Annotated in this window: 17 protein-coding genes and 5 pseudogenes; 11 read left to right on the top strand and 11 right to left on the bottom strand. The window is 67.7% G+C overall.

Annotated features, from left to right (window positions below; all coding sequences use genetic code 11):
* Window positions 1-396: 396 nt before the first annotated feature.
* From Drose_RS38690 to Drose_RS00850, 5 genes and pseudogenes are all read right to left on the bottom strand, one after another.
* A pseudogene (locus Drose_RS38690) lies at window positions 397-474 on the bottom strand (DUF2637 domain-containing protein); the annotation flags it as partial.
* A gap of 116 nt (window positions 475-590) precedes the next feature.
* Window positions 591-740: a hypothetical protein gene (locus tag Drose_RS00860; RefSeq protein ID WP_260726271.1), complete on the bottom strand. Its 150-nt coding sequence runs from the start codon at window positions 738-740 to the stop codon at window positions 591-593.
* A gap of 10 nt (window positions 741-750) precedes the next feature.
* Window positions 751-993 (bottom strand): replication-relaxation family protein, encoded by a 243-nt coding sequence (locus Drose_RS38925; RefSeq protein ID WP_390891297.1) that lies wholly within the window; start codon window positions 991-993, stop codon window positions 751-753.
* Window positions 965-1,477, bottom strand: a pseudogene (locus tag Drose_RS00855) (replication-relaxation family protein). The gene Drose_RS38925 and the pseudogene Drose_RS00855 overlap by 29 nt, the downstream one beginning before the upstream one ends.
* Before the next feature lie 661 nt (window positions 1,478-2,138).
* Window positions 2,139-2,312, bottom strand: a complete 174-nt coding sequence (locus Drose_RS00850; RefSeq protein ID WP_260726270.1) for a hypothetical protein — start codon at window positions 2,310-2,312, stop codon at window positions 2,139-2,141.
* On the opposite strand from Drose_RS00850, the gene Drose_RS38920 reads away from it, so the two are divergent.
* The 5 genes from Drose_RS38920 (at window position 2,311) to Drose_RS00825 (ending at window position 8,204) form a co-directional block, all read left to right on the top strand.
* On the top strand, window positions 2,311-2,592 hold the full coding sequence (locus Drose_RS38920) for a helix-turn-helix domain-containing protein (protein WP_390891296.1): 282 nt from the start codon (window positions 2,311-2,313) through the stop codon (window positions 2,590-2,592). The two genes, Drose_RS00850 and Drose_RS38920, sit on opposite strands and share 2 nt — an antisense overlap.
* A gap of 81 nt (window positions 2,593-2,673) precedes the next feature.
* The gene (gene haaT, locus Drose_RS00840; RefSeq protein ID WP_260726268.1) at window positions 2,674-5,343 is read left to right on the top strand and encodes a cyclophane-containing RiPP biosynthesis TPR protein HaaT; all 2,670 of its coding nucleotides are present in this window, start codon (window positions 2,674-2,676) and stop codon (window positions 5,341-5,343) included.
* Between the two features lie 209 nt (window positions 5,344-5,552).
* Window positions 5,553-6,647 (top strand): FxsB family cyclophane-forming radical SAM/SPASM peptide maturase, encoded by a 1,095-nt coding sequence (locus Drose_RS00835; RefSeq protein ID WP_260726267.1) that lies wholly within the window; start codon window positions 5,553-5,555, stop codon window positions 6,645-6,647.
* A gap of 69 nt (window positions 6,648-6,716) precedes the next feature.
* On the top strand, window positions 6,717-7,145 hold the full coding sequence (locus Drose_RS00830) for a GNAT family N-acetyltransferase (RefSeq protein ID WP_260726266.1): 429 nt from the start codon (window positions 6,717-6,719) through the stop codon (window positions 7,143-7,145).
* A 552-nt stretch (window positions 7,146-7,697) separates the two neighbouring features.
* Window positions 7,698-8,204, top strand: coding sequence for a DEAD/DEAH box helicase family protein (locus Drose_RS00825; RefSeq protein ID WP_260726265.1), 507 nt, complete (start codon window positions 7,698-7,700; stop codon window positions 8,202-8,204).
* Between the two features lie 223 nt (window positions 8,205-8,427).
* On the opposite strand, the gene Drose_RS00820 is transcribed toward Drose_RS00825, so the two are convergent.
* Together Drose_RS00820 and Drose_RS00815 are read right to left on the bottom strand one after the other, a co-directional pair.
* On the bottom strand, window positions 8,428-9,204 hold the full coding sequence (locus tag Drose_RS00820; RefSeq protein WP_260726264.1) for a helix-turn-helix domain-containing protein: 777 nt from the start codon (window positions 9,202-9,204) through the stop codon (window positions 8,428-8,430).
* Window positions 9,205-9,337: 133 nt separating this feature from the next.
* The gene (locus Drose_RS00815; protein ID WP_260726263.1) at window positions 9,338-10,723 is read right to left on the bottom strand and encodes an ATP-binding protein; all 1,386 of its coding nucleotides are present in this window, start codon (window positions 10,721-10,723) and stop codon (window positions 9,338-9,340) included.
* Window positions 10,724-10,865: 142 nt separating this feature from the next.
* Here Drose_RS00815 and Drose_RS38685 point away from each other — a divergent pair.
* Window positions 10,866-11,282, top strand: a pseudogene (locus tag Drose_RS38685) (hypothetical protein); the annotation flags it as partial.
* Between the two features lie 35 nt (window positions 11,283-11,317).
* Here the strand turns inward: Drose_RS38685 and Drose_RS00810 are convergent.
* Both Drose_RS00810 and Drose_RS00805 read right to left on the bottom strand, forming a co-directional pair.
* Window positions 11,318-11,813: pseudogene (locus tag Drose_RS00810) on the bottom strand (AAA family ATPase); the annotation flags it as partial.
* 169 nt (window positions 11,814-11,982) lie between these two features.
* Window positions 11,983-13,695 carry an ATP-binding protein gene (locus Drose_RS00805; RefSeq protein ID WP_260726262.1) on the bottom strand — a complete coding sequence of 571 codons (1,713 nt, stop codon included), beginning with the start codon at window positions 13,693-13,695 and terminating at the stop codon, window positions 11,983-11,985.
* Between the two features lie 96 nt (window positions 13,696-13,791).
* Here Drose_RS00805 and Drose_RS00800 point away from each other — a divergent pair, with 96 nt between their 5' ends.
* On the top strand, window positions 13,792-14,109 hold the full coding sequence (locus tag Drose_RS00800) for a helix-turn-helix domain-containing protein (RefSeq protein WP_260726261.1): 318 nt from the start codon (window positions 13,792-13,794) through the stop codon (window positions 14,107-14,109).
* 22 nt (window positions 14,110-14,131) lie between these two features.
* On the opposite strand, the pseudogene Drose_RS00795 reads toward Drose_RS00800, so the two are convergent.
* Window positions 14,132-14,702, bottom strand: a pseudogene (locus Drose_RS00795) (AAA family ATPase); the annotation flags it as partial.
* Window positions 14,703-15,021: 319 nt separating this feature from the next.
* Between Drose_RS00795 and Drose_RS00790 the strand changes: the two are divergent.
* Window positions 15,022-16,683 carry a DUF3352 domain-containing protein gene (locus tag Drose_RS00790; RefSeq protein WP_260726260.1) on the top strand — a complete coding sequence of 554 codons (1,662 nt, stop codon included), beginning with the start codon at window positions 15,022-15,024 and terminating at the stop codon, window positions 16,681-16,683.
* A gap of 716 nt (window positions 16,684-17,399) precedes the next feature.
* On the opposite strand, the gene Drose_RS00785 is transcribed toward Drose_RS00790, so the two are convergent.
* Window positions 17,400-17,912 carry an LURP-one-related/scramblase family protein gene (locus Drose_RS00785; RefSeq protein WP_260729558.1) on the bottom strand — a complete coding sequence of 171 codons (513 nt, stop codon included), beginning with the start codon at window positions 17,910-17,912 and terminating at the stop codon, window positions 17,400-17,402.
* A gap of 366 nt (window positions 17,913-18,278) precedes the next feature.
* Between Drose_RS00785 and Drose_RS00780 the strand changes: the two genes are divergently transcribed.
* The 3 genes from Drose_RS00780 to Drose_RS00770 all read left to right on the top strand — a co-directional run bounded on the left by Drose_RS00780 (window position 18,279) and on the right by Drose_RS00770 (window position 21,394).
* The gene (locus Drose_RS00780) at window positions 18,279-19,688 is read left to right on the top strand and encodes a DUF2786 domain-containing protein (protein ID WP_260726259.1); all 1,410 of its coding nucleotides are present in this window, start codon (window positions 18,279-18,281) and stop codon (window positions 19,686-19,688) included.
* Between the two features lie 445 nt (window positions 19,689-20,133).
* On the top strand, window positions 20,134-20,592 hold the full coding sequence (locus Drose_RS00775) for a helicase domain-containing protein (protein ID WP_260726258.1): 459 nt from the start codon (window positions 20,134-20,136) through the stop codon (window positions 20,590-20,592).
* A 100-nt stretch (window positions 20,593-20,692) separates the two neighbouring features.
* Window positions 20,693-21,394 (top strand): VOC family protein, encoded by a 702-nt coding sequence (locus Drose_RS00770; protein ID WP_260726257.1) that lies wholly within the window; start codon window positions 20,693-20,695, stop codon window positions 21,392-21,394.
* The last annotated feature ends 1 nt before the right edge of the window (window position 21,395 follow it).

Genomic DNA, 21,395 nt, shown 5'->3' with positions numbered 1-21,395 from the left:
GTCGGGACCGAATCGGCTCCGTCCCGACCGGCAGCTCGGCTATGGACGGAGCTTGCGTCGGCTCGCGGAGAGCAGGTCGGCGGGGCGTTCGCGGGTTTCCGGGCTCAGAGGTGGCGCGGACTCGACCAGCGCCTTGATGGCCGCCTCGATGGCGAGGTCGGTCTTCGACGGCGGAGGTTCTGAGACCTTCGTGTCGTTGGTGGGTGGATCGGCCTGGGTCTTGGGCGTCCGTCGTGGACGTGGTGCAGTACGGCGTGCGGCAGCACGCGAACTGCGTGGCTGCATGAGACTCCTCGGCGTATACCGATGCGGATGGCGGGCGTCGTAGGCATGGCTCGATCGGTCTCCTTTGTAGGTACGGATGAGGTTCGAAGCGTTACTGGGTTTCGGTCTTTAAGGCTGGCCGTGAGAAGCGGCGACGTTGTGGACGTGAGTGAAGCTCGCGGCGCCGGCCGCACTGCCGATTGCGAGCATGATGACGATCTGGACGACCCCCTCGGCCCGTCGCGAGGAGCGGATGCTACCTCCCGACGCTGTCAGATCAACGGGTTCGGCGCTGTCAGTGAGTCCCACCGTTCTCTCAGCCCGCATCAGCGGCGACCCGCCGTCGATACGAGGACATGGTCGGCCAGGTCCGCCAGGCGCAGCGGTCCACCGGCATGCCGGTACAACCACCACACCGCCCCGGCGGGATCGGCACCGCCGGTCGCGGTGGCCACGTCGTACGTCGCGGTGGCCACCAGCGGGTAGCTACCCCGCTCGGCGAGGAGTTGGTGCAGGCGGCGCTCCCCGGCCGGCGGAATGCAACCAGAACAGGACCGGCCACACCCGGCCTGTGACGCGGGCGAGGTCGGTGTACCCATCGAGCTTGTCGACGAGACGGCTGAGCGGGCGCTCGGTGCCGGTGTCGTACTCCAAGAAGAACGGCACCGTCCGGGCTTGCGCTGCCCACACGCCGTGGCCGTCAGGCCGGACGCTGGGGGGCGTAGGCACGGACGTGGACGCCGTCGCCGTGCTGCGCGAACGCGCCCATGCCTTGGCAGCGGGCGGCTGGCCACCAGCACTGCAGCTCACAGGCCGGGTGTACGCGGGCGTGGCCGGCGAGATCCGTGAAGAACCCGTTGGTACCCAGCAGGTGCGGCAGATTGGCCCGCTGTGTCAGGTGCCAGCGACGTAGCCGGGCGTGATTCCGTCTTGGCAGGTCCTCTCCGCGCTGCGCGGCAACCACGTCGACGCCGAGCTGTGCCAGGACGTAGTGGTAGGGGTACGAGCCGCCGTCGGGCCTCTACGACCGGAACCGGTCGAGCACGCCGAGGGCGGTGAGCTTACGCAGGCGCTCCTGCGCGTAGTCGATGGACGGGAAGAGTGCGCGAGCGATCTGGAACGAGAGCAGTACGCCGTGGTCGGCGAGCCAGCCGAGTAGCAGATGGTCGCGGCTGGTCAGTTGGGCCTGCACGCGCAGGACGGGATCACCCATGGGCCACCCCATACGCCTGGGGTACCCCAGGGGAGATCCCGAGACAAGGGTCTGTCGCAGCGTTGGCGCAGTGGCTGACAGCGCCGTTGACCTGGGCTGTGAGCGGGTTCGAGGGGTCCGGTTGGGTGTCCGGTCGAAATCGGAAGTCGACGAGGACCGGGAACGGGACGATCGGGTGGAGGGCAAGCAGGGAGCGGGACAAGATGACTCCTGGTCAGAACGTGGATAGATGCGCGTGCCGCACGAGTGCGCCAACCCACGACCGACCGCCGCGACCGCAGAGAGCACGGTCGCGGCACGGCATCGTTGAAAGCGGCCGCGAGGAGCGCACAGGGTGCCGACACGCCGCAGTGGTTGCGGTGCGCCGGACACCGGGCCTCAACTCGCCGACGTCGGTCCCTCCGGAAGGAGGTCCGCCCTATGGCCGACGGGTCGCCCCGACGTCAACCGACTACTCTTCCCAGCCCGTCACCGCTTTGCGTACGGACCAGTGGGGAAGGCGATCAGCCACACGGAACCCCTCTATTGGGCAACATCAACACTTCATTGGTCAATCGGGTATGGGTCACGATTTGATTTCGGTTATTGACGATGTCTCGACTGTGTGCTAAACGGCGCGATTCCGTGCTGTTTCGTTCTGCCTAGTCCACGAGGTTGGCGGCTACAGGTCGAACTCGCCCCGCTTGACGCCGTCGACAAAACGCCGGCCTGCGCTCCACTGCGAAGGCGAGTCGGCGGCGACGGGCGATGGTGCGACGACTTGACCTTCGCGGGAAGTCGAGCGTGGATCGACGTCCACGCTCCACTCCGTCGCCAGCCAGGAGATCAGTGCCATGGCCTCAATCGCAGACAACACCGTGCCGCGTCATGCCGACGGCGAGTCGTTCGCACATCTGATCGCCCGGCGTAGGCGTCAACTCGGTCTCAGTCAGCGTGACCTCGCCGACCGGGTCTGCGCGGCATTGGGTCGCACAACAGTGACCCGCCATGAGCTCTCCCGCTACGAACGCGATGTCCGGCGGCCGCGTCGTTCGGCGCTGGAGGCGCTTGCCGCGAGCCTGGATGTACCGCTGCTGGAGTTGCAACGTGTGCGAGGGCGCCACGGTATCCGTTAGGTGGGTATTGCCGCGCAGTTCCAAATCCATCTGACGACAGGCTCATAGTGCTCCTTGTCGATGTGCACTACGGTGCTGATCGTGAAGTTGCGTCGGGTAACCATGGCAGCACTGGTTGCTGCCGGAGTCGCCGCTGTGACGTTGATGGTCGGCCTAGTAACCAACGCAGCCTCCGAACAGCAGCAGTGGCCCGGATGGCTGTCGTTGGTGCAGCGGTACCCGTGGCCGTCGTTCGCGCTGCTCGCCGTCGTCGCCGTGGCGCTCGCCGCGACGCTGCCCGCCGTTTCCGCCGCCACGCCGCCCGCCACGCACGCTGTCCCTTCGCCGTCGGTTGGCTCGGCGGTGGTCCTGCGGACCTTGCCGCGTGACATCGCCGGCTTCACCAACCGCCAGGACGAGATCGAGCAGATCCTCAACGACGTGGCGACGACCGAGCCCGTCATGCCGGTACGCACGATCGACGGTATGCCGGGCGTTGGGAAGACCGCTTTCGCCATTCACGTCGGTCACCTGCTGGCGCCGAAGTTCCCGGACGGTCAGCTTTTCCTCAACCTCAACGGGCACACGCCGGGGCGGGAGCCGGTGCGGCCTGCCGAGGCGCTGGCCTCCCTGCTGCTCGCCGACGGTGTCGCGCCGCAGAAAGTTCCCAACGGCGATGACCTGTGGGCGGTGACCGAGGCCCGCACGGCGATGTGGCGCACGCGGGTCGCCGACCGGCGCATGCTGCTCATCCTCGACAACGCCGCCACCTACGCACAGGTCGAGCACCTCCTGCCCGGTACCGCAGGCAGCCTCGTGCTGGTCACCAGCCGCCGCAGGCTCGCCGCACCCGAGGCAGCCACCCTCCAGATGCGGGCGCTGTCGGCGGCGGATGCCGCCGCTCTCTTCACCCGGCTTGCCGGGCGTGGACAGCTCGACGCCTCGGCGGTGGCCGCGCTCGTCAGCACCTGCGGCTCCTTGCCGCTGGCTGTCTCGCTGCTGGCCGCACGCCTGCGGCACCACCCATCCTGGACCGTCGAACACCTCAAGGACCGACTGCTCGCGGCGCAGCACCGACTGTCAGAGCTGCGGGCCGGCGAGCGTGCCGTCGCGGCGGCGTTCGACCTGTCGTATCAGGACCTGCCGCCCGGGCGGCAACGGTTCTTCCGCAGGCTCAGCCGATTCCCCGGCCTCGACGTCAACGACGAGGCCGCTGCCGCGCTCGGTGCCGTGCCCGTGGCGCAGGCCCGGCTCGACCTCGAAGCCCTCTACGAGGATCACCTGCTGGATGAGACCGAACACGGACGGTACCGATTCCATGACCTCGTCAGGGACTACGGACGCAGCCTCGCGGACGACGACGAGCAGGACGGGACGATGTCGATCGAACGCCTCGCGGATCACTACCTGACGACCATCGGCGCCGCGAACACCTACATCGGCCGTGGCGGCACAGCCACGACCACCCGATTCGACTCGTTGGCCGCGGCCTCGGCCTGGCTCGACACCGAACGCGCCAACGTCCTGGCCTGCGTCGAGGAATGTGTCCGCCGGGAACGGCACAGCCTGGTCGTCGGCCTCGCCGCCGCGATGGCGCCGTACCTCCGCCACGCCGGCCCCTGGGATCAGGCGGCCGACCTGCACCGCACCGCGATCACCGCAGCACGCCGAACCGGAGACCGAGACGCCGAGGCCAACGCGTTGGCGAACCTCGGCATGGTGCACCGTCTCATGGCCCGGTACCGCACGGCCGTGGACACCCTTGACGAGTCGCTGGGCGTCTACCGCGATACGGGCAATCTCGACGGCCAGGCGTTCGTGCTCAATCAGCTCGGCATCGTGTACTACCTGACCGCCGCGTACGACCAGGCGGCGCAGGCCCAGATCGAGGCGCTGGAGATCTGCCGTGTGGCGGGTGATCTGCTGGGGCAGGCCAACGCGCTGGCCGACCTGGGCATGGTGCGACGGATGACGGGGAGCCTCGAAAGCTCCGCCGAGGCGTCGATCGAGGCGTTGGAGATCTATCGGCGGATCGGCGACCGCTATGGCGAGGCGAACGCGTTGCGCGACCTCGGCCTGGTCCGGGCGCTGACCGGCGACCACGTCGACGCGGAACGCCACGCCCGCGAAGCGCTGGCCATTTACGCGGAGATCGGCGATCCGGTGCACCAGGCGTACGCACTTAACGAACTGGGCGTCGCCCGTCGCTTGCAGGGCGACCTCGACGGTGCGACCGCGGCGCATGAGGAAGCCCTGGCCAAGTACGCCGAACTCGGTGACCGGTTCGGCGAGGCGAACGCCATCCGGCACCTCGGCGTACTACATCGGCTCCGAGGAGCCCGGGCCGCGGCGATCGAGGCACAGGAACAGGTGAGCGCCATCTACATCGAACTTGAAAGCCGGGGCGGTCTGGCCGCCGCCACGGCCGAGCTGGGCGTTTTGCGTCGTCTCGACGGCGACCTCGTCGCCGCAAGAAGCGCGCTGGACAGCGCTGCTGCGTGGTACGCCGAACTCGGCGACCGGACCGGCCAACTCGAAGTGCACAACCACATCGGCGCGTTGCACCTCGACGCCGGCGAACACGATCAAGCGACAGACCGATACGAGCGTGCGTTGTCCCTCGCGCGGGAACTGGGCGTGCCGCTGCAGGAGGCTCATGCGCTGGACGGCCTCGTACGCTGCGAACTCGCGCGAGGCCGACCGGAGCAAGCGGCCGAGCTCCGCAGCGCCGCCCAAGTGCTTTATGAACGGCTCGGAAATCGACATGCGTGATCTCATTCCGTATCGGTATCGTCACCGTAGGAGAGTGAAGGGGGCGGCCATGCAGCAGCCAACCACGTCAACCGTGCAGCCAGTGCTTGCCAAGGTGCTGCAGAGGGTCCGGGTCCGAATTGCGGCTGAGCAGGTCAAGCCCGACGCCGTTCGAGCCGCACATTCAGCCTCGATTCCCGAGCATCCCTGACCTACTGCGGAGCGCGGACATGCCACCACTGCGGACCTTCATCCTCAAGGTGGTCAACCGCTGCAACATCAACTGCGACTACTGCTACGTCTTCCACGGACCGGACCAGTCGTGGCGCGAACTGCCCGTGCGGATGAGCACCGACGTGGCCTACGCCGCAGCGCAACGGATCGCCGAGCACGCCACGGCCCACGACCTCGACCACATCGACGTGGTGCTGCACGGTGGCGAACCGCTGCTCGCCGGGCCGCGCCACCTCGGCGCCATCCTGCAGATCCTTCGCGACCATCTGCCGTTCGTCAGCTTCGAGTTGCAGACCAACGGCATGCTGATCGACAACGAATGGCTCGACCTCTTCGAGCAGTTCGGTGTCCAGGTCGGCGTGAGCCTCGACGGACCACCGGCCGCCAACAACCGCCATCGTGTCAGCCATCGCGGCCGGTCCACGTTCGACACGGCAGTCCACGGAATCGAGCTGCTCCGCGGCCGGCCCCACCTGTTCGCCGGCATCCTGGCCGTCGTTGACCTCCACAACGACCCGGTCGAGGTCCACGACGATCTCGCAGCACTCGGACCGGCGGTCATTGACTTCAACCTGCCCCACGCCACGCACGACTCCCCGCCACGGCGTACTGATCCCGACGAGCCGGAGTATGGCCGGTGGCTGAGCCGCGTTTACGACGCCTGGATCGGCGCCGACTCTTCCACCCACTCGGTGCGGATACTCGAAGACATCGTGGCGCTCAGCCTCGGAGCGAAGGGCTCCGTCGAGTCGCTCGGTCTCGCACCAGCCGACATCGTCGTGGTCGAGTCCGACGGCTCGATCGAGAACGTCGACACGCTCAAAGCCGCCGCCCCGGGCGCCGCTGGCCTCGGCCTCAACGTCTTCGACCACACCTTCAACGAGGTGGCCCGGCATCCGGCGATCCGGCAACGCCAGACCGGCGCGGCGGCCTTGGCGGAGGAGTGCCAGCGCTGTCCACTGGTGTCTGTCTGCGGTGGCGGCTATCTGCCGCACCGGCTGAGCGCCGAGCGCGGATACCGCAACCCGTCCGTCTACTGTCAGGATCTCGCCTACCTCATCCGGCACGTCCAAGCCACGCTTCCAGCCTGAAGGAGGAGCACCGTGCAGCACCTCGTCGTCCGCCACGCCGAGCCGAGTGACGCCAAGACCATCGCAGCGATGATCGAGGAGATCGAGCGGTACTACGGCGCCACGACGATCCAGCCGTTCGAGCAGCGGCTGGCACAGGTTGAAGCTGCGCTGTTCGGCACACCACCGCTGGCGTACTGCGTGCTAGCGGTCGCCGACAGTGAGGTGGTGGGGTTGGCGGCGTACTCCTTCCTGTGGCCGGCAGCAGGATCGACGCACTCCCTGTTCCTCAAGGAGCTGTACGTCCGACCGGACGGGCGTCGACTGGGCACTGGGACGCGACTCATGCGCGAGCTGCGGGCAATCGCGGCTGACCGGCCGGGCTGCAGCCGCGTGGAGTGGATGACCGACCGGGACAACGACGGCGCACGCGCCTTCTACCGGCGCCTCGGGTTCGAAGAATTCGAAGGAAAGGTCAACTACCGTGTAGCTTGCACTGATCCGGACCAACTCGGCTGAGTCGCCACGGGCTTTCAGCATTTCTGGTAGACCTGCTCGTCGATGGATACATTCCCGCCGAGCCGGGGTGACAGAAGTTGATCCGGCTGAATGCCTTTCGGTTGTGAGCCCATCGGCGGAAGATCTTCGGCTGCAGGCGGAGCAGTGCGCACGAGTCCTGATCGATGGCCAGCTCCGAGATGCTGGCTGGGCGGTGCAGGACCGCGTTGATTTGAATCTTTTCGCAGGCCAAGGCATCGCTGTGCGCAAGGCGATCATGGCGGCCGGACACGGCCGAGCCGACTACCTGCTGTATGTGGACCAGCGGGTCGTCGGGGTGATCGAAGCCAAGTCCCAGGGCACTCCGCTCTCCGGTGTCGAGTGGCAGTCGGCCATATACGCCGAGGGGCTACCAGCCAACGTGCGCTTGCGGGCACTCGCCCTGGATGGCCGACTCCCATTTGTCTTTGAGGCCAGCGGATCGGAGACCCATTTTACGAATGGCTACGATCCGGCACCGAGAGCGCGGCGGATCTTCGCATTCCCTCGGACGGCGACACTCAAGCGCATCCCGTGGGACGTCGATACGGACCCGCAGCACCCGACCTCGCGCTGCCACCCCTGGACATCGATCCGCTGCGGCCGGCGCAGATCACTGCGATCGAGGGTATCGAGCGTTCGTTGGCGGAGCAGCGTTTCGACCGGTCGCTCGTGCAAATGGCCACCAGCGCGGGAAAGACTTACACCGCCGTGACGGGGTGCTACCGGCTCCTCAAGCACGGTGGTTTTACCCGGATTCTCTTCCTGGTCGACCGCAATAACCTCGCCGACCAGACCCTCGCCGAGTTCCAGAACTACCGCACTCCGGGCGACGGCCGACGCTTCACCGAGCTGTACAACGTCGACAAGCTCACCAGCGCTGGCATGCTCGCCAGCTCCAGCGTGGTGATCTCCACGATCCAGCGCGTCTACCGGGTCCTGTCGGGGGAGGCGGTACCCGAAGGCGACGGCCCTGGCCTGGACGACTACGTGCCCGACGCACCGGTCACCGTGGCGTACAACGGCGCCCACCAACGCTGAGCGGCATGAGCAGTTGATGGCCGAACTGGCCGCGAGTTTGCGCACCTGCGCCGGGTCGAAGCGGGCTTCTGGGAACGCGGCTGGCGCTCGGCCACCGCGGATTGGGTGTCTACCCGGAGAACCACCTGCGGGACGTGGTACACGGCTACCTGGACCTGCTGGATGCAACCCAGACCCACCAGCCCGACACCCACACGTAGCCCAACGAGAGAGTGAGCAGCGCCTATATATGCACCATGTAGTCGTAGTTGCCGGCGCCGACGGTGGTTTCCAACGTGTCATGCACGTTCCGAGGCTTGTCGTATGGGCCGGAGATGTAGAACGGCTTGCCCTCCCGCCCGAAGCGAATGGGACTGGGAGCGGCCGGTGCACCGAGGTAGGGCGCCGCAGCATCGAAGTCTGGGTGAGGCTCGAAGCCCAACGTGCGGGCGTATGCCGCCGCGCCGTGCACCACGGCCTGAGCGAGTTCGAGCGGGACGGACACGGGTGGGTCGTCGAAGGCGCTGAAGAACTTGCGGCCGAACTGCTCGATGGCGCTGGAGCCCATCGGCAACGGCCCCACCGCATCCTTGACGCCCAGGCAGTACACGTCCACTAGGAACCCGCAGGCAGTCACCCGGCTTGCCCGCTCCTGACGGACGATCAGGACATTCGCCAAGCCGGCCAACCGAGACTTGGCAGTGCCGAGCGGGTCGAGCGCCGCCCACGTCGGCGGCGTCTCGTCCAACCCCAGCCCGACGCTCCAGCCGGGGCTGATCCAGCACCCGAGCAGGACCCGGTCGGCCGGGTTGTCGTGCGACTGCTGGAGTATGGCGACCTGGCGGACCAGCGAAGCGACGGCAGCCGGGCGCAGCCCGAGTTCTTTGGCGATCTGCTTCGGTGACCTGCCCTGCTCACGCATCTGCCGCACCTGGTCCAGCAATGCGTCGTCGGTCATCTTCAGCACCCCTCGCGACGGAAGCAACCAGCGGCCTGGATCAACATAGGCGACGAACTTCAAAGAGTCACACTCGCGCAGCCGGCCGGATCTCATGTGGGCCATTCGTCCCATGGCGGCCGACAGCCTTGTCGGGCTACCTTATCTGGCTGCTCGGCGTTGGCCGGCCGTGGTTCACCGCGCGGCAGCGGCGACTTCAGCCGGTGCTCACGATGTCGGCAGGGGTGAAACTCCGAATCTCGGGATGGTTGGTCAGCGTCTCGTCCACCCCACCGCGAGACCAGAATGCAAATGTCAGTCCAGCCGAGCCCGGTGACGCCAGGTGGGCGGCCCGGCGCCGTAGGTCACCGAGATCGCGCTGCGTGAGCGGTTTGGCCTGCCATCGGCATTCGCCGACGAGCACTGGTCGATCACCCGTGAGCCCTAGTACATCGATTTCGACGGTCTCGTCCTTCCACCAGCGGCCGATCACCGTGTCACTAGGCAGAGTGCCGGCCGCTACCAGCCGTTGCGCGTGATCGCGGGCAGCCGCCTCGAAGACGCGGGCGAGATGGGTCTGCCATCGTCCAGAGGTGCGCTGCCTTACGGCCGGACCCTGGCCGCCGTCGATCAGGTCGGCGTCGTCGCGGAGCACGGCGAACCAGTAGGCGAGGTAGTCGTCGGCGATTTCGTAGAACGGATCGGGAGAGCCGCCAGTGCCGAGGGCACGGACCGTCCGTACGTAGCCGGCACGCCGTAGCCGGTCAAGCGTGTAGTCGATGCGCTGCTGCGCCCGCCCGGCGATCTTGGACCGCCGCCGTGCGCCGCCGGCCATCGCCGTGAGGACTCGCTCATACCCGCCGCGCCAGTCGAGGTCTTCCGAGAGAATGTCTGGTGCGTCACGCAGTAACAGTCCGCCCGGGGTGAAGGCCAGATCGTCAAGATTCTCATCGGTGGACCGCTGCGCCGACCAGCGCCTGAGGTGCAGTGGATAGCCACCGCAAGCCGCATACGCCTGGATGAAGTCTGCCGGCGGCAGATCCGGCAGGAACGCCCGTGCATCGGTCAGTGGGAATGGATCCATCCGCCGCTCGACGCCGGCCCGGCGGTGCAGTCCGCCCTGCGGACCCAGCATCTGCTCCATTACTGCGACGGCCGAGCCCGAGAGGACGAGCATCAGCCGTTGGTTTCGGATGTGGTTTTCCCAGACCGCCGAGACAGTGTCGGCGAAGTCGGCATGCCCACCGGAGAGGCGAGGCGCCTCGTCGAGCACCACCAAGAGGGGCTCGGCGCGGGCGATGCCCGCAACGAACCGCAGGGCGGCCTCCCAAGTGGGGAACGTCGGTGGGGCCAGGTCGGCGACCTCGTCTCCCAGCTGCTCGCGTAGCGCTTCGGCGAACCGCCGGAGTTGTCGGTCGTCGGTGTCCTGACGGGTCGCGGTGAAGTAGACCGACCGCTTGTTCTGGGCGAAATGGGTGAGCAGGTAGGTTTTGCCCACACGGCGACGACCCCAGACCACCGCCAGTTCCGGCGCGCCGGCGACGACTCGGTCCCAGGCGGTCGCCAGTTCCGCCAGCTCGTTCGCGCGTCCTATGGGGTTCACAGTGACAAGCTACTACAAACAGTTTGTGCTACAAGCAGCTTGTACTACGAATCGCTCGTAATGCAAGCTGTCGAGCAACGCCGACCGCTACAACGTCGGCGTCCGGGCGGCGTCGGTGACGCGCGGTCGTGCCTGCGGCAAGATGGCTCAGTGCGACATGGGACCGCGGTACGCCGGGTGCGAACGGTCCCTGGCCCACCTGCGGCGGATCGAAGCAGGTTTCTGGGAGCGCGACTGGCGCCGGGCCCACCGGGGATTGGGGTCTATCCCGAGACCCACCTGTGGGACGCGGTACACGGGTACCTGGACCTGCTGGGTGTGGCCCAGACCGACCAACGCGAGACCCACACGCGAGAGAACGAGATCGGCGATGAGCGGCGTTAAGCGGTGGCGGGACACCGATCACCTGGATCGTGCAGTCAAAACCGCTGGCGGCCGCGAGGCGTACGATGCCGCGGTCGGCGCGATGCTCGACGAAGCTCGCGGCTGGCGGCTGGCCGAGCTGCGGAAGCGGCGCGAGATGACCCAGGAACAGGTCGCATCCCGGATGGGCGTCTCGGTGGCCCGGGTGTCGCAGATCGAGGCCGGCAGCGTCTCGATTTCGGCGGTCAGGATCGCGCTGTTGGTGCCCAGTTCCTCGCCCTGCCTCAGGTGCTCGTCCTCGAAGCTGGTCAGCTCGCCTTTGACGAAGCCGAACCGGCGCCGGACGTCGACGTCCTGCGGGTCCTTTGACGCTGGCCTGGTAGAACCGCCGCGACAGCGGTGCCCGCCAGTCGAGCACCATGGGCTCGCCGGCGGCGTCTGTGACGTGTCGGCGTCCGACGTGGAACTGGCCGTGGTCGATGTCGAGGCGTCCGAAGAACAGGGGTGTGTTGGGGTTGTCGGCGAGTTCGGCGATGCGGTGGGCCATGTGCCGGCCGAGCGTTTCGGCGGTGTACGCGTCGCCGGCAACTTTGTCCCCGGTGGCGAAGAGGTCTTCGGCGCGTTCGCGCATCCGGCGGAGTGCTTTTCGTGAGGCGTCGAGGTGGGCCCGTTCGGCGGCGAGCTCCTCTTCGAGGCGTTCTTGGTGGCGTTCTTCGGTTGCGGGCACGTTGATCCTCTTGGAGGTGTCGGTCGGCTCGCTCGCGTATCCAGAAAGATCCCTGGCGCGTGGGACGCCCGCTGCGGTGCCTACCTCACCGCGCCCGTCAAGCGGCAACCACGATACGCGCCGTGCCGGGTCCGTTCCACTGAATTCCTTGCCGCTGGTTCCGGCCTGCTCATGGTGCCGAGGAGACACGCCGGTAACGTCGATGCGGAGATCGTGCAGGCGCAGTAGCTGTGACGCGGCCCGTGATCTCCAGATTCTTGAGTGCACGCAGCACCTTCATGTAGCTGAGGCCGGTGCGTGCCTCCAGATCGCGACGGCTAAGTTCGGCGCTGTCCGCGAGCGCCTGCCAGATCAGTTCTTCAGCGTCGTTGCCGAGTTGGCCGGTCGGCTCATGTGTCGGCGGCATCGGCGCGACATCAGGGGCAAGCAGATATCTCGCATGGCGACGTTCGCCAATTCGCACCGCGATGCCACGGTTGACTAGGTCGGACAGTTCGGTCGTGGCGCGGTGGGCCTCGAGACCGAGATTGCGCATCGTTCCATTGGTGACCGGCCGGCCTGCATGCATCTCTGCGAGTGCGAGATGCTGGGTCGGTGTCAGCCCCGGCTGCCCTAGATTTGCAATCCACGCCATTGTCTCGTCGTCGAGCAATGAGTACCTCGGCATGATCACCTTGAAGCGGGTGATCCGACTATGAAACTCGGGAAGCGGGGAGCCGGCGCGGCGGAGTTCTCGAAGCATGGTGGGAATGCCACTGGCGCGGTTCTCGCACACCATCCGGCCGGTTTCGGGCAGTCGGACGTCCTGAAGTAACTTCGCAAGAACTGGGTTTCGGGTGGATGTGACCCCTTCGCCGCCGAGGTCATCCTCGGTGATCGCTCCGAACAGCCCACCTGGGTTGGCGACCACCAGACGGTCTGCGTAAAGCGTGATCTGTACCGGTGTTCCGCGCGAGTAGGGTGAGTAGTCGCGGTGTAGTAGCGCGTTGGCAACGGCCTCGCGTACCACCTCTGCCGGATAGTCGTACACATCGGTGCGGCCGCTTCCATCCACAAAGGACCGTACCGAGGTGTTGCGCAGGACGGCGGTGACAACTTCATCCACCATCACCGGGATGGGCCCGTCGAACGAGCGGTTGTCGAGGAATCGCGGTCCGCCGACTGGAACGTCTTCTGTGGAGATCCCTGGATAAACGACGAACGTTACGTTCAGTTGAGGGAAGAACTGTTGTGGATAGGCACCCAGCGCCAACAGACCGCCCAGCGTGGGCCGAGTCACGCCGTTGACATCGTCCCTGATGACGTTGAGCCTTCGTAGCACCTTGTCCTCGGGCAGGCCGGCGAATGCTCCGGGTTGCCGCTGGCGAACTCGAGCTACTAGCAACTGGCACGATGTCGGGTCGAGATCAGCCAGCGTTGCTTCGGTCACTGCCTGGCGGTCGTCGTCGGGCTGGCCACGGTTGGTGTGGAGCAGGTGGATCTCGAAATCTGTCAGCCTGCGGTCGCCGTCGCCGCCACGAGTGAAGGAGCCGTTGTACTCGCCGCGAGCGGCTACGTAACAGGGTTTGAATCGAGGGTCGAGTTCGCCGACTTCGGCTGTCACGACCAGGGCATGGTCAAGACTGACGATTTCGATCTCGGCACGCACGGGTGGATGCATGTCGTCATTGCACGCAGCGGCAAGTGCGTCGCAGATGCGCGCGGCGTCGAATCCAGGAGCCGGGCGAAAGTCATGTTCTTCTTCCAGCCCGAGGATGAGCGTGCCGCCACGATCATTGCTGAACGCGCTCAAGGTGTCCCGCACCGACTTCGGCAAGCCGCCGACGGCCGCTTTCACCTCGACATCGGCCAGGTCGGTCCCGGCCTGACGTAGCAACGCCACCAGGCGTGCTAGCTCTGGACCGCCCATTTGGCCCCCCGGTTGCTAAAGTCTTTTGCACAAGACTTTAGCAACCGCTCCTCGGTCGGAGGAAGGCCGGTGAGCGGCTACGTGCGGTGGAAAGATATCCGGGCCGAGCATGTCGAGCGGGCCGGTGGTGAAGAGGCGTTCGAAGCGGGCAAGCAGGAGTTGCTGGCGCAGGTGGTGGGGCACCGCCTGGCGGAGGTTCGTCGTACTCGCGGCTTCACGCAACAGGAGGTCGCCGAGCGGATGGGTGTCACCAAGGGGCGCGTCTCGCAGATCGAGCAGGGCAAGATCTCCGGCCAGGACGTGGTAGCCCGCTACGCCGCCGCGCTGGGCGGTCGGCTGCACCAGGCCATCTACTTCGATGATGGAGACACCGCCGCTATCGCTTGATGGCGCGCATAAATGTGTGCCAAATTCCGGGGTTGGGGTTCCCGGTGCCCGGTGCGCCCTGGACGCAGATCGACTCGTCGAGTTCGGCGCGGACGAGTTCGTCCTGTTCGGGTTGGATGGTGGCGACGATGTCGCGCATCGGTCCGACACGGGGCCGCTCGATCTCCTCGGTGAGGATGCGGCTGGCGGTGCCCAGCTCCTCGCCGCGGTCGAGGTGCACATCTTCGAAGCTGGTCAGCTCACCTACGGAGAAGCCGAACCCGCGGCGGATCTGGGCGCCCTGCGGATCACGGGCGCTGGCCCGGTAGAAGGCCCGGCTGACCGGAGCGCGCCAGTCCAGGACGAGCGGCTCGCCGCGCTCGTCGGTGACATGGCGACGGCCGATGCAGAACCGGCCGCTCAGCGTTTCTTCGACGGCAGGGGCGCCGCCGCCCTGCGGACCGCTGATGGGCCGCTCCGTCGAGGTCCAGCCGGCCGAAGAAGAGCGGTGTACGCGGGTCGTCGGCCAGCTCGGCAACTCGCCGTGCCAGCGTGATGCCGAGCGTCTCTGCGGCGAACGGGTCACCGGCGATCGAGGCGCCGCTGGCGTAGAGCTGTGACTGTTCGGGGGACCTCGGACATGGGCGTCCGTCGCTACAATGCCAATCACGTCCGCGGGGGAGGAAATGTCGTATGTCTATGCCCGGTTCCGAAGCTCCTGAGGGTCCTCCTGCTTCGCAGACCGCCGCTGCCCCGGCGCCGGGCGACTATCCGGCCCTTCCCGGCGCCGGCCTGTCGCCCGGAGGTGCCTCGGCTCCAGCGGCCAGCGAAGCTCCAGCGGCCAGCGAAGCTCCAGCGGCCGGCGCCGGTCCGGCGTTTGGCGACGGCTCCGCGTTCGGCGACGGTCCGGCGGTCGGTGACAGTCCGGCGCCGGTGGACGCGACCCTGCTCGCCGGGGTCCCTGTATCCGCCGGGGTGATGCTTGCGGACGGAACCCCGCTCCAGGACGGCGTCGCACCGGCCCCGGTCAAGCCCCGCCGCCTCGGCGCGATCCTGGCCGCCGCCGGCGTCGCCACCGCGGTGCTCGTGGCCGGCGGCGCGTTCGCCGTCGTCCGCTACTGGAACGGCCCGGTCGGCACCCTCCCTGAGGCGGTAATGCCGGCCTCGGTCGCCGCGTTCGCCCGCCTGGACCTGGCGCCCGGCATCGGGCAGCGGGTCAAGTTCGACGCCCTGCTGCGCCGCGCGGGCGGCAGCGGCCCGAAGTCGGTCGACGAGACCAAGCGCCAGGCGTTCGGCGACCTCCGGGCCCCGATCTTCTACGACGACGTCGCCGCCTGGTTCGACGACCGGATCGGCATCGCCGTCTGGCCGGACGCCGCCGGCAAGCCCACGGTGCTCGCCGCCGTCGCCGCGAAGGACTCGGAGAAGGCGAAGAAGAGCCTCGCCGCCGTACAGCAGAAGCAAGGATCGGACCACTTCGGCTTCGCCATGCTGGACGGCTACGCGCTGCTCGCCTTCGCGAAGAAGGACTCCCAGCAGGTCGCCGCCGCCGCCGCGAAGGCCCCGCACCTGTCGGCCGATCCGGCCTTCACGGCCGCCCTCGCCAAGCTCCCCGCCGACCAGCCCGGCCTCGCCTGGGCAGACCTGAGCCGCGCCGCCGCCCTGGAGTCCACCGTCTCCGATCTGGTCTTCGTCGAGTCCCTCGGCGGCCCGGGCGCACCGTTCGGCGGGCCGGGCGAGCTCACAGCCACCGCGGGCGCCGCACCTATGCCCGAGATGTCCGGCACCCTGATCGCCGGCCTTCAGGCCACCGACGACGCGCTCGAACTGCGCGCCCGGTTCATCAACACCAAGAACATCCCCTTCACCGGTACGGGCAACGGCACCGATCTCATCGCCAACCTCGGCAGGCTCCCTTCCGACGCACGGGTGGCCGCCGCCGCCGACAGCCTCTCCGGCGACCTGTCCGCGTTCGGCGCCGAGGGCATGACCCTTACCGCGTTCCTGTTCCCCGAGGCCCTCAATGGCGCCGCCGAGCCGACCGCCTCCGACAAACCCCCGTTCAAGCTTCCGCCGAACATCGACCCGAACGACGACGAGGCCGTCGAGAAGTACCTCAACGAGCACCCCGAGCTCTTCACCGACCTCCTCGCGGGCTCCCTGGGCGACCCCGCCGCACTCAAGGGCGGCGAGTCCCTGGCCAAGGCCCTCCCCACCGCCAAGTCCTTCACCCTGACCGTCGCCGGCCCCGACACCGACACCGACGGCCTCCCAGTCCAGCTAGACCTCCAGCTCCCCACCGCGGCCGCCGCCACTCAGCTCAAGAACGACCTGGCCACCGTGGTGACCACCGCCAAGGCCACCTGCACCGTCCAGGGCGACCACCTGGTCCTGCGCACCGCCAAGTACGCCGGCGCCCAGACCCCCCTCTCCTCCACCCCGCTCTTCAAGCAGACGATGCAGGGCGCTCTCCAGAACCCGACGGCCGCGATCTATGTGCCAGGCTCCGCCGACATGGCCCCGATCAAGTCCATGGGCCTGACCACGGCCCGCGACGGCCAGGACGCCGTGCTCCTGGCCCGCATCCTCCTTTGACACACCCCATCCTCGAGGTGTGGGCCCGAGTCGCCGAGTCCGGACCCCACACCCCGCTGGCCACACCGGATTCGAGCAACTGCCACCGCTCCGAGTCGTGCCGTATCCAGGGTTGTGCACCCCGGCGCATGGGGGCATCCACTGCTTTGCGCTACGTGTTGGTGACGCGCAGTCGTGCGGGTGGCGTCTGTTGCTCATGATCGCCGCTGGACCCCCGGACGGCGCGTTCTGGGCCGGGCGACTCCATGATCATGGGAAAGATGCGGCAGCCGGGGCAGCCATATCGATCCCATGATCATGGGATCGAGCGGCCTGGCGCGGATTGCGCCGCAACGCGCGCCGGCCGGCACGCCCCGGCGACGACATCTCCGAGGCCCGCGCCCGAATTGTCGGCCTGATCAGTCCGCCACGCCGAGCCCGGCGACGCCGAGCCCGTCGCCGCAAAGATCGAAGGAGATTGAGCGGTATTACGGCGCCACGACGATCCAGCCGTTCGAGGAGGGGCTGACACAGGTCGACGCCGCGCTGTTCGGCACGCCGCCGCTGGCCTACTGGCGTGCTTGCGGCCGCCGACGGCGAGGTGGGTGGTCGGTCCAGCCCGCACGACGCCAGACACTCATCGCCTGGTTGAGACGAGTGGGCTCCGCCTTGTGTGGGTGATAGCGGATCGCCGCCAACCGGCGGCGATCCCTACGGGGCTCCGGGTGGGCGTCAGGTCAGCGAGCCTGTAGCGCGTCCAACGCGACTGCCATCGCGATGACGAGGCGACGGTCCAGCTCTGGGTCGTTGATGGTGATCACATAGCGGTCCCGAAGGGAGAACTTCTTGTTCACCGAGAAGGCCACGGCACCATTGCGGACGAAGTCAAAGTGGTAGGGCAGGAAGCTCAGCGCGAAGCGGCGCAGCAGCGCCACGGCCAGGCTGCGCTCCTTGCCGGTGATAGCACCGACTGAGGGCTGCTCGAGGTGCCACGTCGACTGAATCAGCGACTTGGCGAAGTCCTTGCGGAAGGTGCCGATCGCCGAGCCTGACGAGTCGGTGACGTCGTAGGTGGCGCCGAGATCGATCACCTGGCGGGCCTTGAATCCAGCCACGACCTGCGACTTTGTGCTGTCCGTGTAGAGGGTGACCTGCTCCTTGAGGGCCATCCGCTTCTGCTGGGCGAAGGCTACGAGGTCGCCGGGGGTGCCGCTGCTGTCCGATGCGAACACCTCGTACTGGTTGACCATGAGGGTGATGCGTTGCTTGAGGTGCAACGTCTGTTGCTTTTGCAGGGTGGGGGTGTCCACGTTTGCCTTTCCGGTCGGAAGAGGTCGCCTATTGCGGGGGCGCGGCCTGCACAGTAGCGCGTTTCCGCCGGGCTTACGGTCCCCAGTTGCTGGCGGGCACGGTGATCCTCTTGGAGGTCTCGGTCGCCGCTCGCTCGCGTATCCGGGAAGATCCCTGGCGCGTGGGACGTCCGCTGCGGTGCCCAGCGACACAAGGCCGTTTGGAGGGCGTTACGGTCCGTGAAATCCTCTGTGGTAGAGGTGAACGCGCGGCCTCCAACGGTTATCGTGCGCCAGACCGGGTTGACGGCAGACAGGTGGTCGACGGTGGGGATCAAGAACCGTGAGCGTCGGCGGGCCAAGCAGAAGGCGCGTCAGCAGCAACAGCAGGGCCGTCGTGAACGGGCCGGTTCTGAGTTTGGTGACGGTGCGCCGGCCGATCCAGCGTTCGCGGGACCGTTCGGTCTGATAGACGGTGGTGCGCGCCCGGCTCGGATGATGGCCCTTCTCGTCAACGAGGCGATGCAAGCCCTGCATGTCAAGGACGAGGACACCGTGCAGAGGTGTTGTGACGTGTTGGTGGGTGGGTCCGGCGGTACCGGCGGTCGGCGTGCGGTGGACACGGCGTTGATCGCGGCGCTGCGGCGCGATCTCACCGAGGCGTGGCGGCGGGGCTGGCAGCCGGCCGACGTGGTCCGGGTTGCGCAGCGCCGCTACGGTGCCCGACACCGGCGGATTGTCGTCGACGTCATCGCCGCGGAGATGCGCGGTTATGCCGCGGCCACCGTCGACGAGCGTTGGGAAGCCCAGGTGCGCGACCTCGGTGCAACGGTCTGGTGGGAGCGCGACGATCAGTACCTTTCGGCGTTGGGCGAGCGTGAAGGTCTGGCCCGGCCGGCGTTGATCCGCTGCGCGCTGGAGGTGTTGTACGTGTTCAACACCTGCCCGCAGATCCAGAAACTCTGCCCGCTGCCGGGCCAGGCGCGCCGCGGTTCGCTGGGCGCGGCGACGCGGGAACAGGCCGTCCATGCGCGTCAGCTCGACCGGGTACGGGCGCTGCTCGCCAAAGCAGAATCGACCAGCTTTCCCGAGGAAGCCGAGACGTACACCGCCAAGGCCCAAGAGTTGATGGCTCGGTACAGCATCAACTATGCGCTGCTGTCGGCCGGGGCGGGTGCACGTGATGAGCCGGTCGGTCGACGGATCGGCGTCGACAACCCGTACGAGGCGCCGAAGGTGCTCCTACTGGATGCGGTAGCTCGGGCGAACCGCTGCCGTACGGTCTGGTCGAATTCCTTCGGTTTTGTTACCGTGCTCGGCTTCCCGTCCGACGTGGACGGTGTCGAGATCGTGTTCACCTCACTGTTGGTACAAGCCACCGGGGCAATGGTGGCGGCCGGGTCACACCGGGATGCCGACGGTCGTTCGAGTACCCGCTCGTTTCGGCAGTCCTTCCTGACCGCATACGCTCAGCGCATCGGCGAGCGGCTGACGACGGCGACCAAGGACGCGACCGAACAGGCGACCCGGGACATGGCCGACGGGCCCGAGGCGGAGCGGCTGCTGCCGGTGCTCGCCTCCAGGGAGGCGAAGGTCGGAGCGTTCACCGACGAACTCTTCCCCGATCTCGTCGGCAAGCAGGTGGCGGTCACGAATCCGGACGGATGGGCATCGGGCCGGGCCGCAGCCGACCGCGCCCGTCTCAACGCCCGCGAGTCGCTCACTGCCGAAGCTTGACCACGGCATTGGCGAGGCAGAGTACCTGCGCATGTCGGCGGGTTCCCGGTTTCCGGCGCGCTGCGTGCCGATCGACTCGTCGCTCTCGGCGCGCACAAGGTCGTCCCGCTCGTTGGCGCGGGCGGCCTCGTGTCGTTCTTCTTCTTTCCGCCGATGAGCAAGAAGTGATCACCTGGGCGAAGCCCCCGAAGCCGGCCAAGTCGGCCCGCTGGAGCCGGCCGTAACGACCGCCTGCCGAGCGTCGGCCACGTCGCCGTCGACGAGGCACAGGAGCTCTCGCCCATGCGGGCGCGTGTGATCGCCCGGCGCGGCGAAGACGGCTCGATCACACTCCTCGGCGATCGCGCCCAGGGCACCGCGCCGCGGGTGCCACGCGACCGGGCCGCGCCGCTCGCCCACCTCGGCAAGCTGGGGCCCGGGTGGTACCGCGGCGACCGGCTTCCGCGTGCCGGCCGCGGTGGTCGCGCTCGCCAACCGGCTCTTGCCGACGCGCGGCGTCAATGTGCCGGGGGCCAGGTCGCGGCGGATCGACGGCGCGCCCCACATCAGTACCATTGAATCCCTCGGACACGAAACCGAGCGATCAGCCATGGAGGCACTGAGGTACGATCAATCGATCAACGTCATTATTGCCGACATGGGCGCCGACGGCCTCGCCGAGGCCCTGCGGGACGCCGGCCTCCCGGTCGCCGACATCGAGATCGACGGGCGGGTCACCGCGCTGCCGGCGAGCCTCGCCAAGGGTCTGGAGCACGACCATGTGATCGCGGTCGAGCCGGCCGACATCGTGGCGGCCGAGGCCCGTGGGCTCAATCGGCTGTTCGTCGTTTTGACTCGAGCCGTGTCGCGACTCGAGGTGTTGCACGCGCAACCGCTTCCTACACCGCTGGATAAGGTGTCATGATCAAGCTGACGGATGTCACTGTCTCGAAACAGTGTGACAACCGAAAGGACGCGGAATGCGAGTAAGGGGTTATGCACCGGGAACCCCGTGCTGGACCGAAGTGACAAGCCCCGACCCAGTCGCCGCCCGCGCGTTCTACGGCGGGTTGTTCGGCTGGGGGTTCAACGACGACGGCCACTTCACACTGAACGGGCGGGCCGTCGCCGGACTCCGGCAGAGCCCCGAGGCCGCGTGGCTGATCTCGATCTCGACCGACGACCCGGCCGGCACCGCCGACGCCGTCGTTCGGGCCGGTGGCACGGTCCGCCTTGCCCCGACCAGCGTGCGCGATCTGGGCACGGCCGGCGTCTTCGCCGACGCCGGCGGCGCACTGTTCGGCACGTGGCTGCGCAGCCGGTTCGTCGGCGCACAGGTCTCCTTCGAGCCGGGTGCGATCTGCTGGTACGAGCTGGCGTCGCACGACCCCGACAAAACCAACGCCTTCTACAAGGAGGTGTTCGGCTGGCACACGGTCGAGGCGGAGAGCAGCCCGGGCGACCCGTACTTCGAGTTCCATCACCACAACGACACCGTCGGCGGCCTGGTCCCGATCGACCACCGGTTCCCGGACGGCGTCCCCGACCATTGGACGGCCTGCTTCATGGTCACCGACTGCGTGACGGCGTGCGAACGGGTCGCCGAGCTGGGCGGCACCGTGGCGCGGGCGCCGCAACCGGTGGCGGCCGGTTACAACGCCCGTGTCGCGGACCCGACGGGCGCCCAGTTCGCGCTCATCGAACTCGCCGAGGAGTACGCACTCTAGT

Origin of the sequence: Dactylosporangium roseum (assembly GCF_025264685.1) — a bacterium.
GTDB lineage: Bacteria > Actinomycetota > Actinomycetes > Mycobacteriales > Micromonosporaceae > Dactylosporangium > Dactylosporangium roseum.
Note: the sequence above shows the minus strand (reverse complement) of the source record. Positions and strands in the feature narration are given on the sequence as shown.

What these genes read in the sequence shown, in the direction of transcription:
- Drose_RS38920 (WP_390891296.1), top strand. Translation starts at nt 2,311, where the DNA reads ATGGCCTCAATCGCAGACAACACCGTGCCGCGTCATGCCGACGGCGAG.
- Drose_RS00850 (WP_260726270.1), bottom strand. Translation starts at nt 2,312, where the DNA reads ATGGCACTGATCTCCTGGCTGGCGACGGAGTGGAGCGTGGACGTCGAT.
- Drose_RS00835 (WP_260726267.1), top strand. Translation starts at nt 5,553, where the DNA reads ATGCCACCACTGCGGACCTTCATCCTCAAGGTGGTCAACCGCTGCAAC.
- Drose_RS00830 (WP_260726266.1), top strand. Translation starts at nt 6,717, where the DNA reads ATGATCGAGGAGATCGAGCGGTACTACGGCGCCACGACGATCCAGCCG.
- Drose_RS00785 (WP_260729558.1), bottom strand. Translation starts at nt 17,912, where the DNA reads ATGGTCAACCAGTACGAGGTGTTCGCATCGGACAGCAGCGGCACCCCC.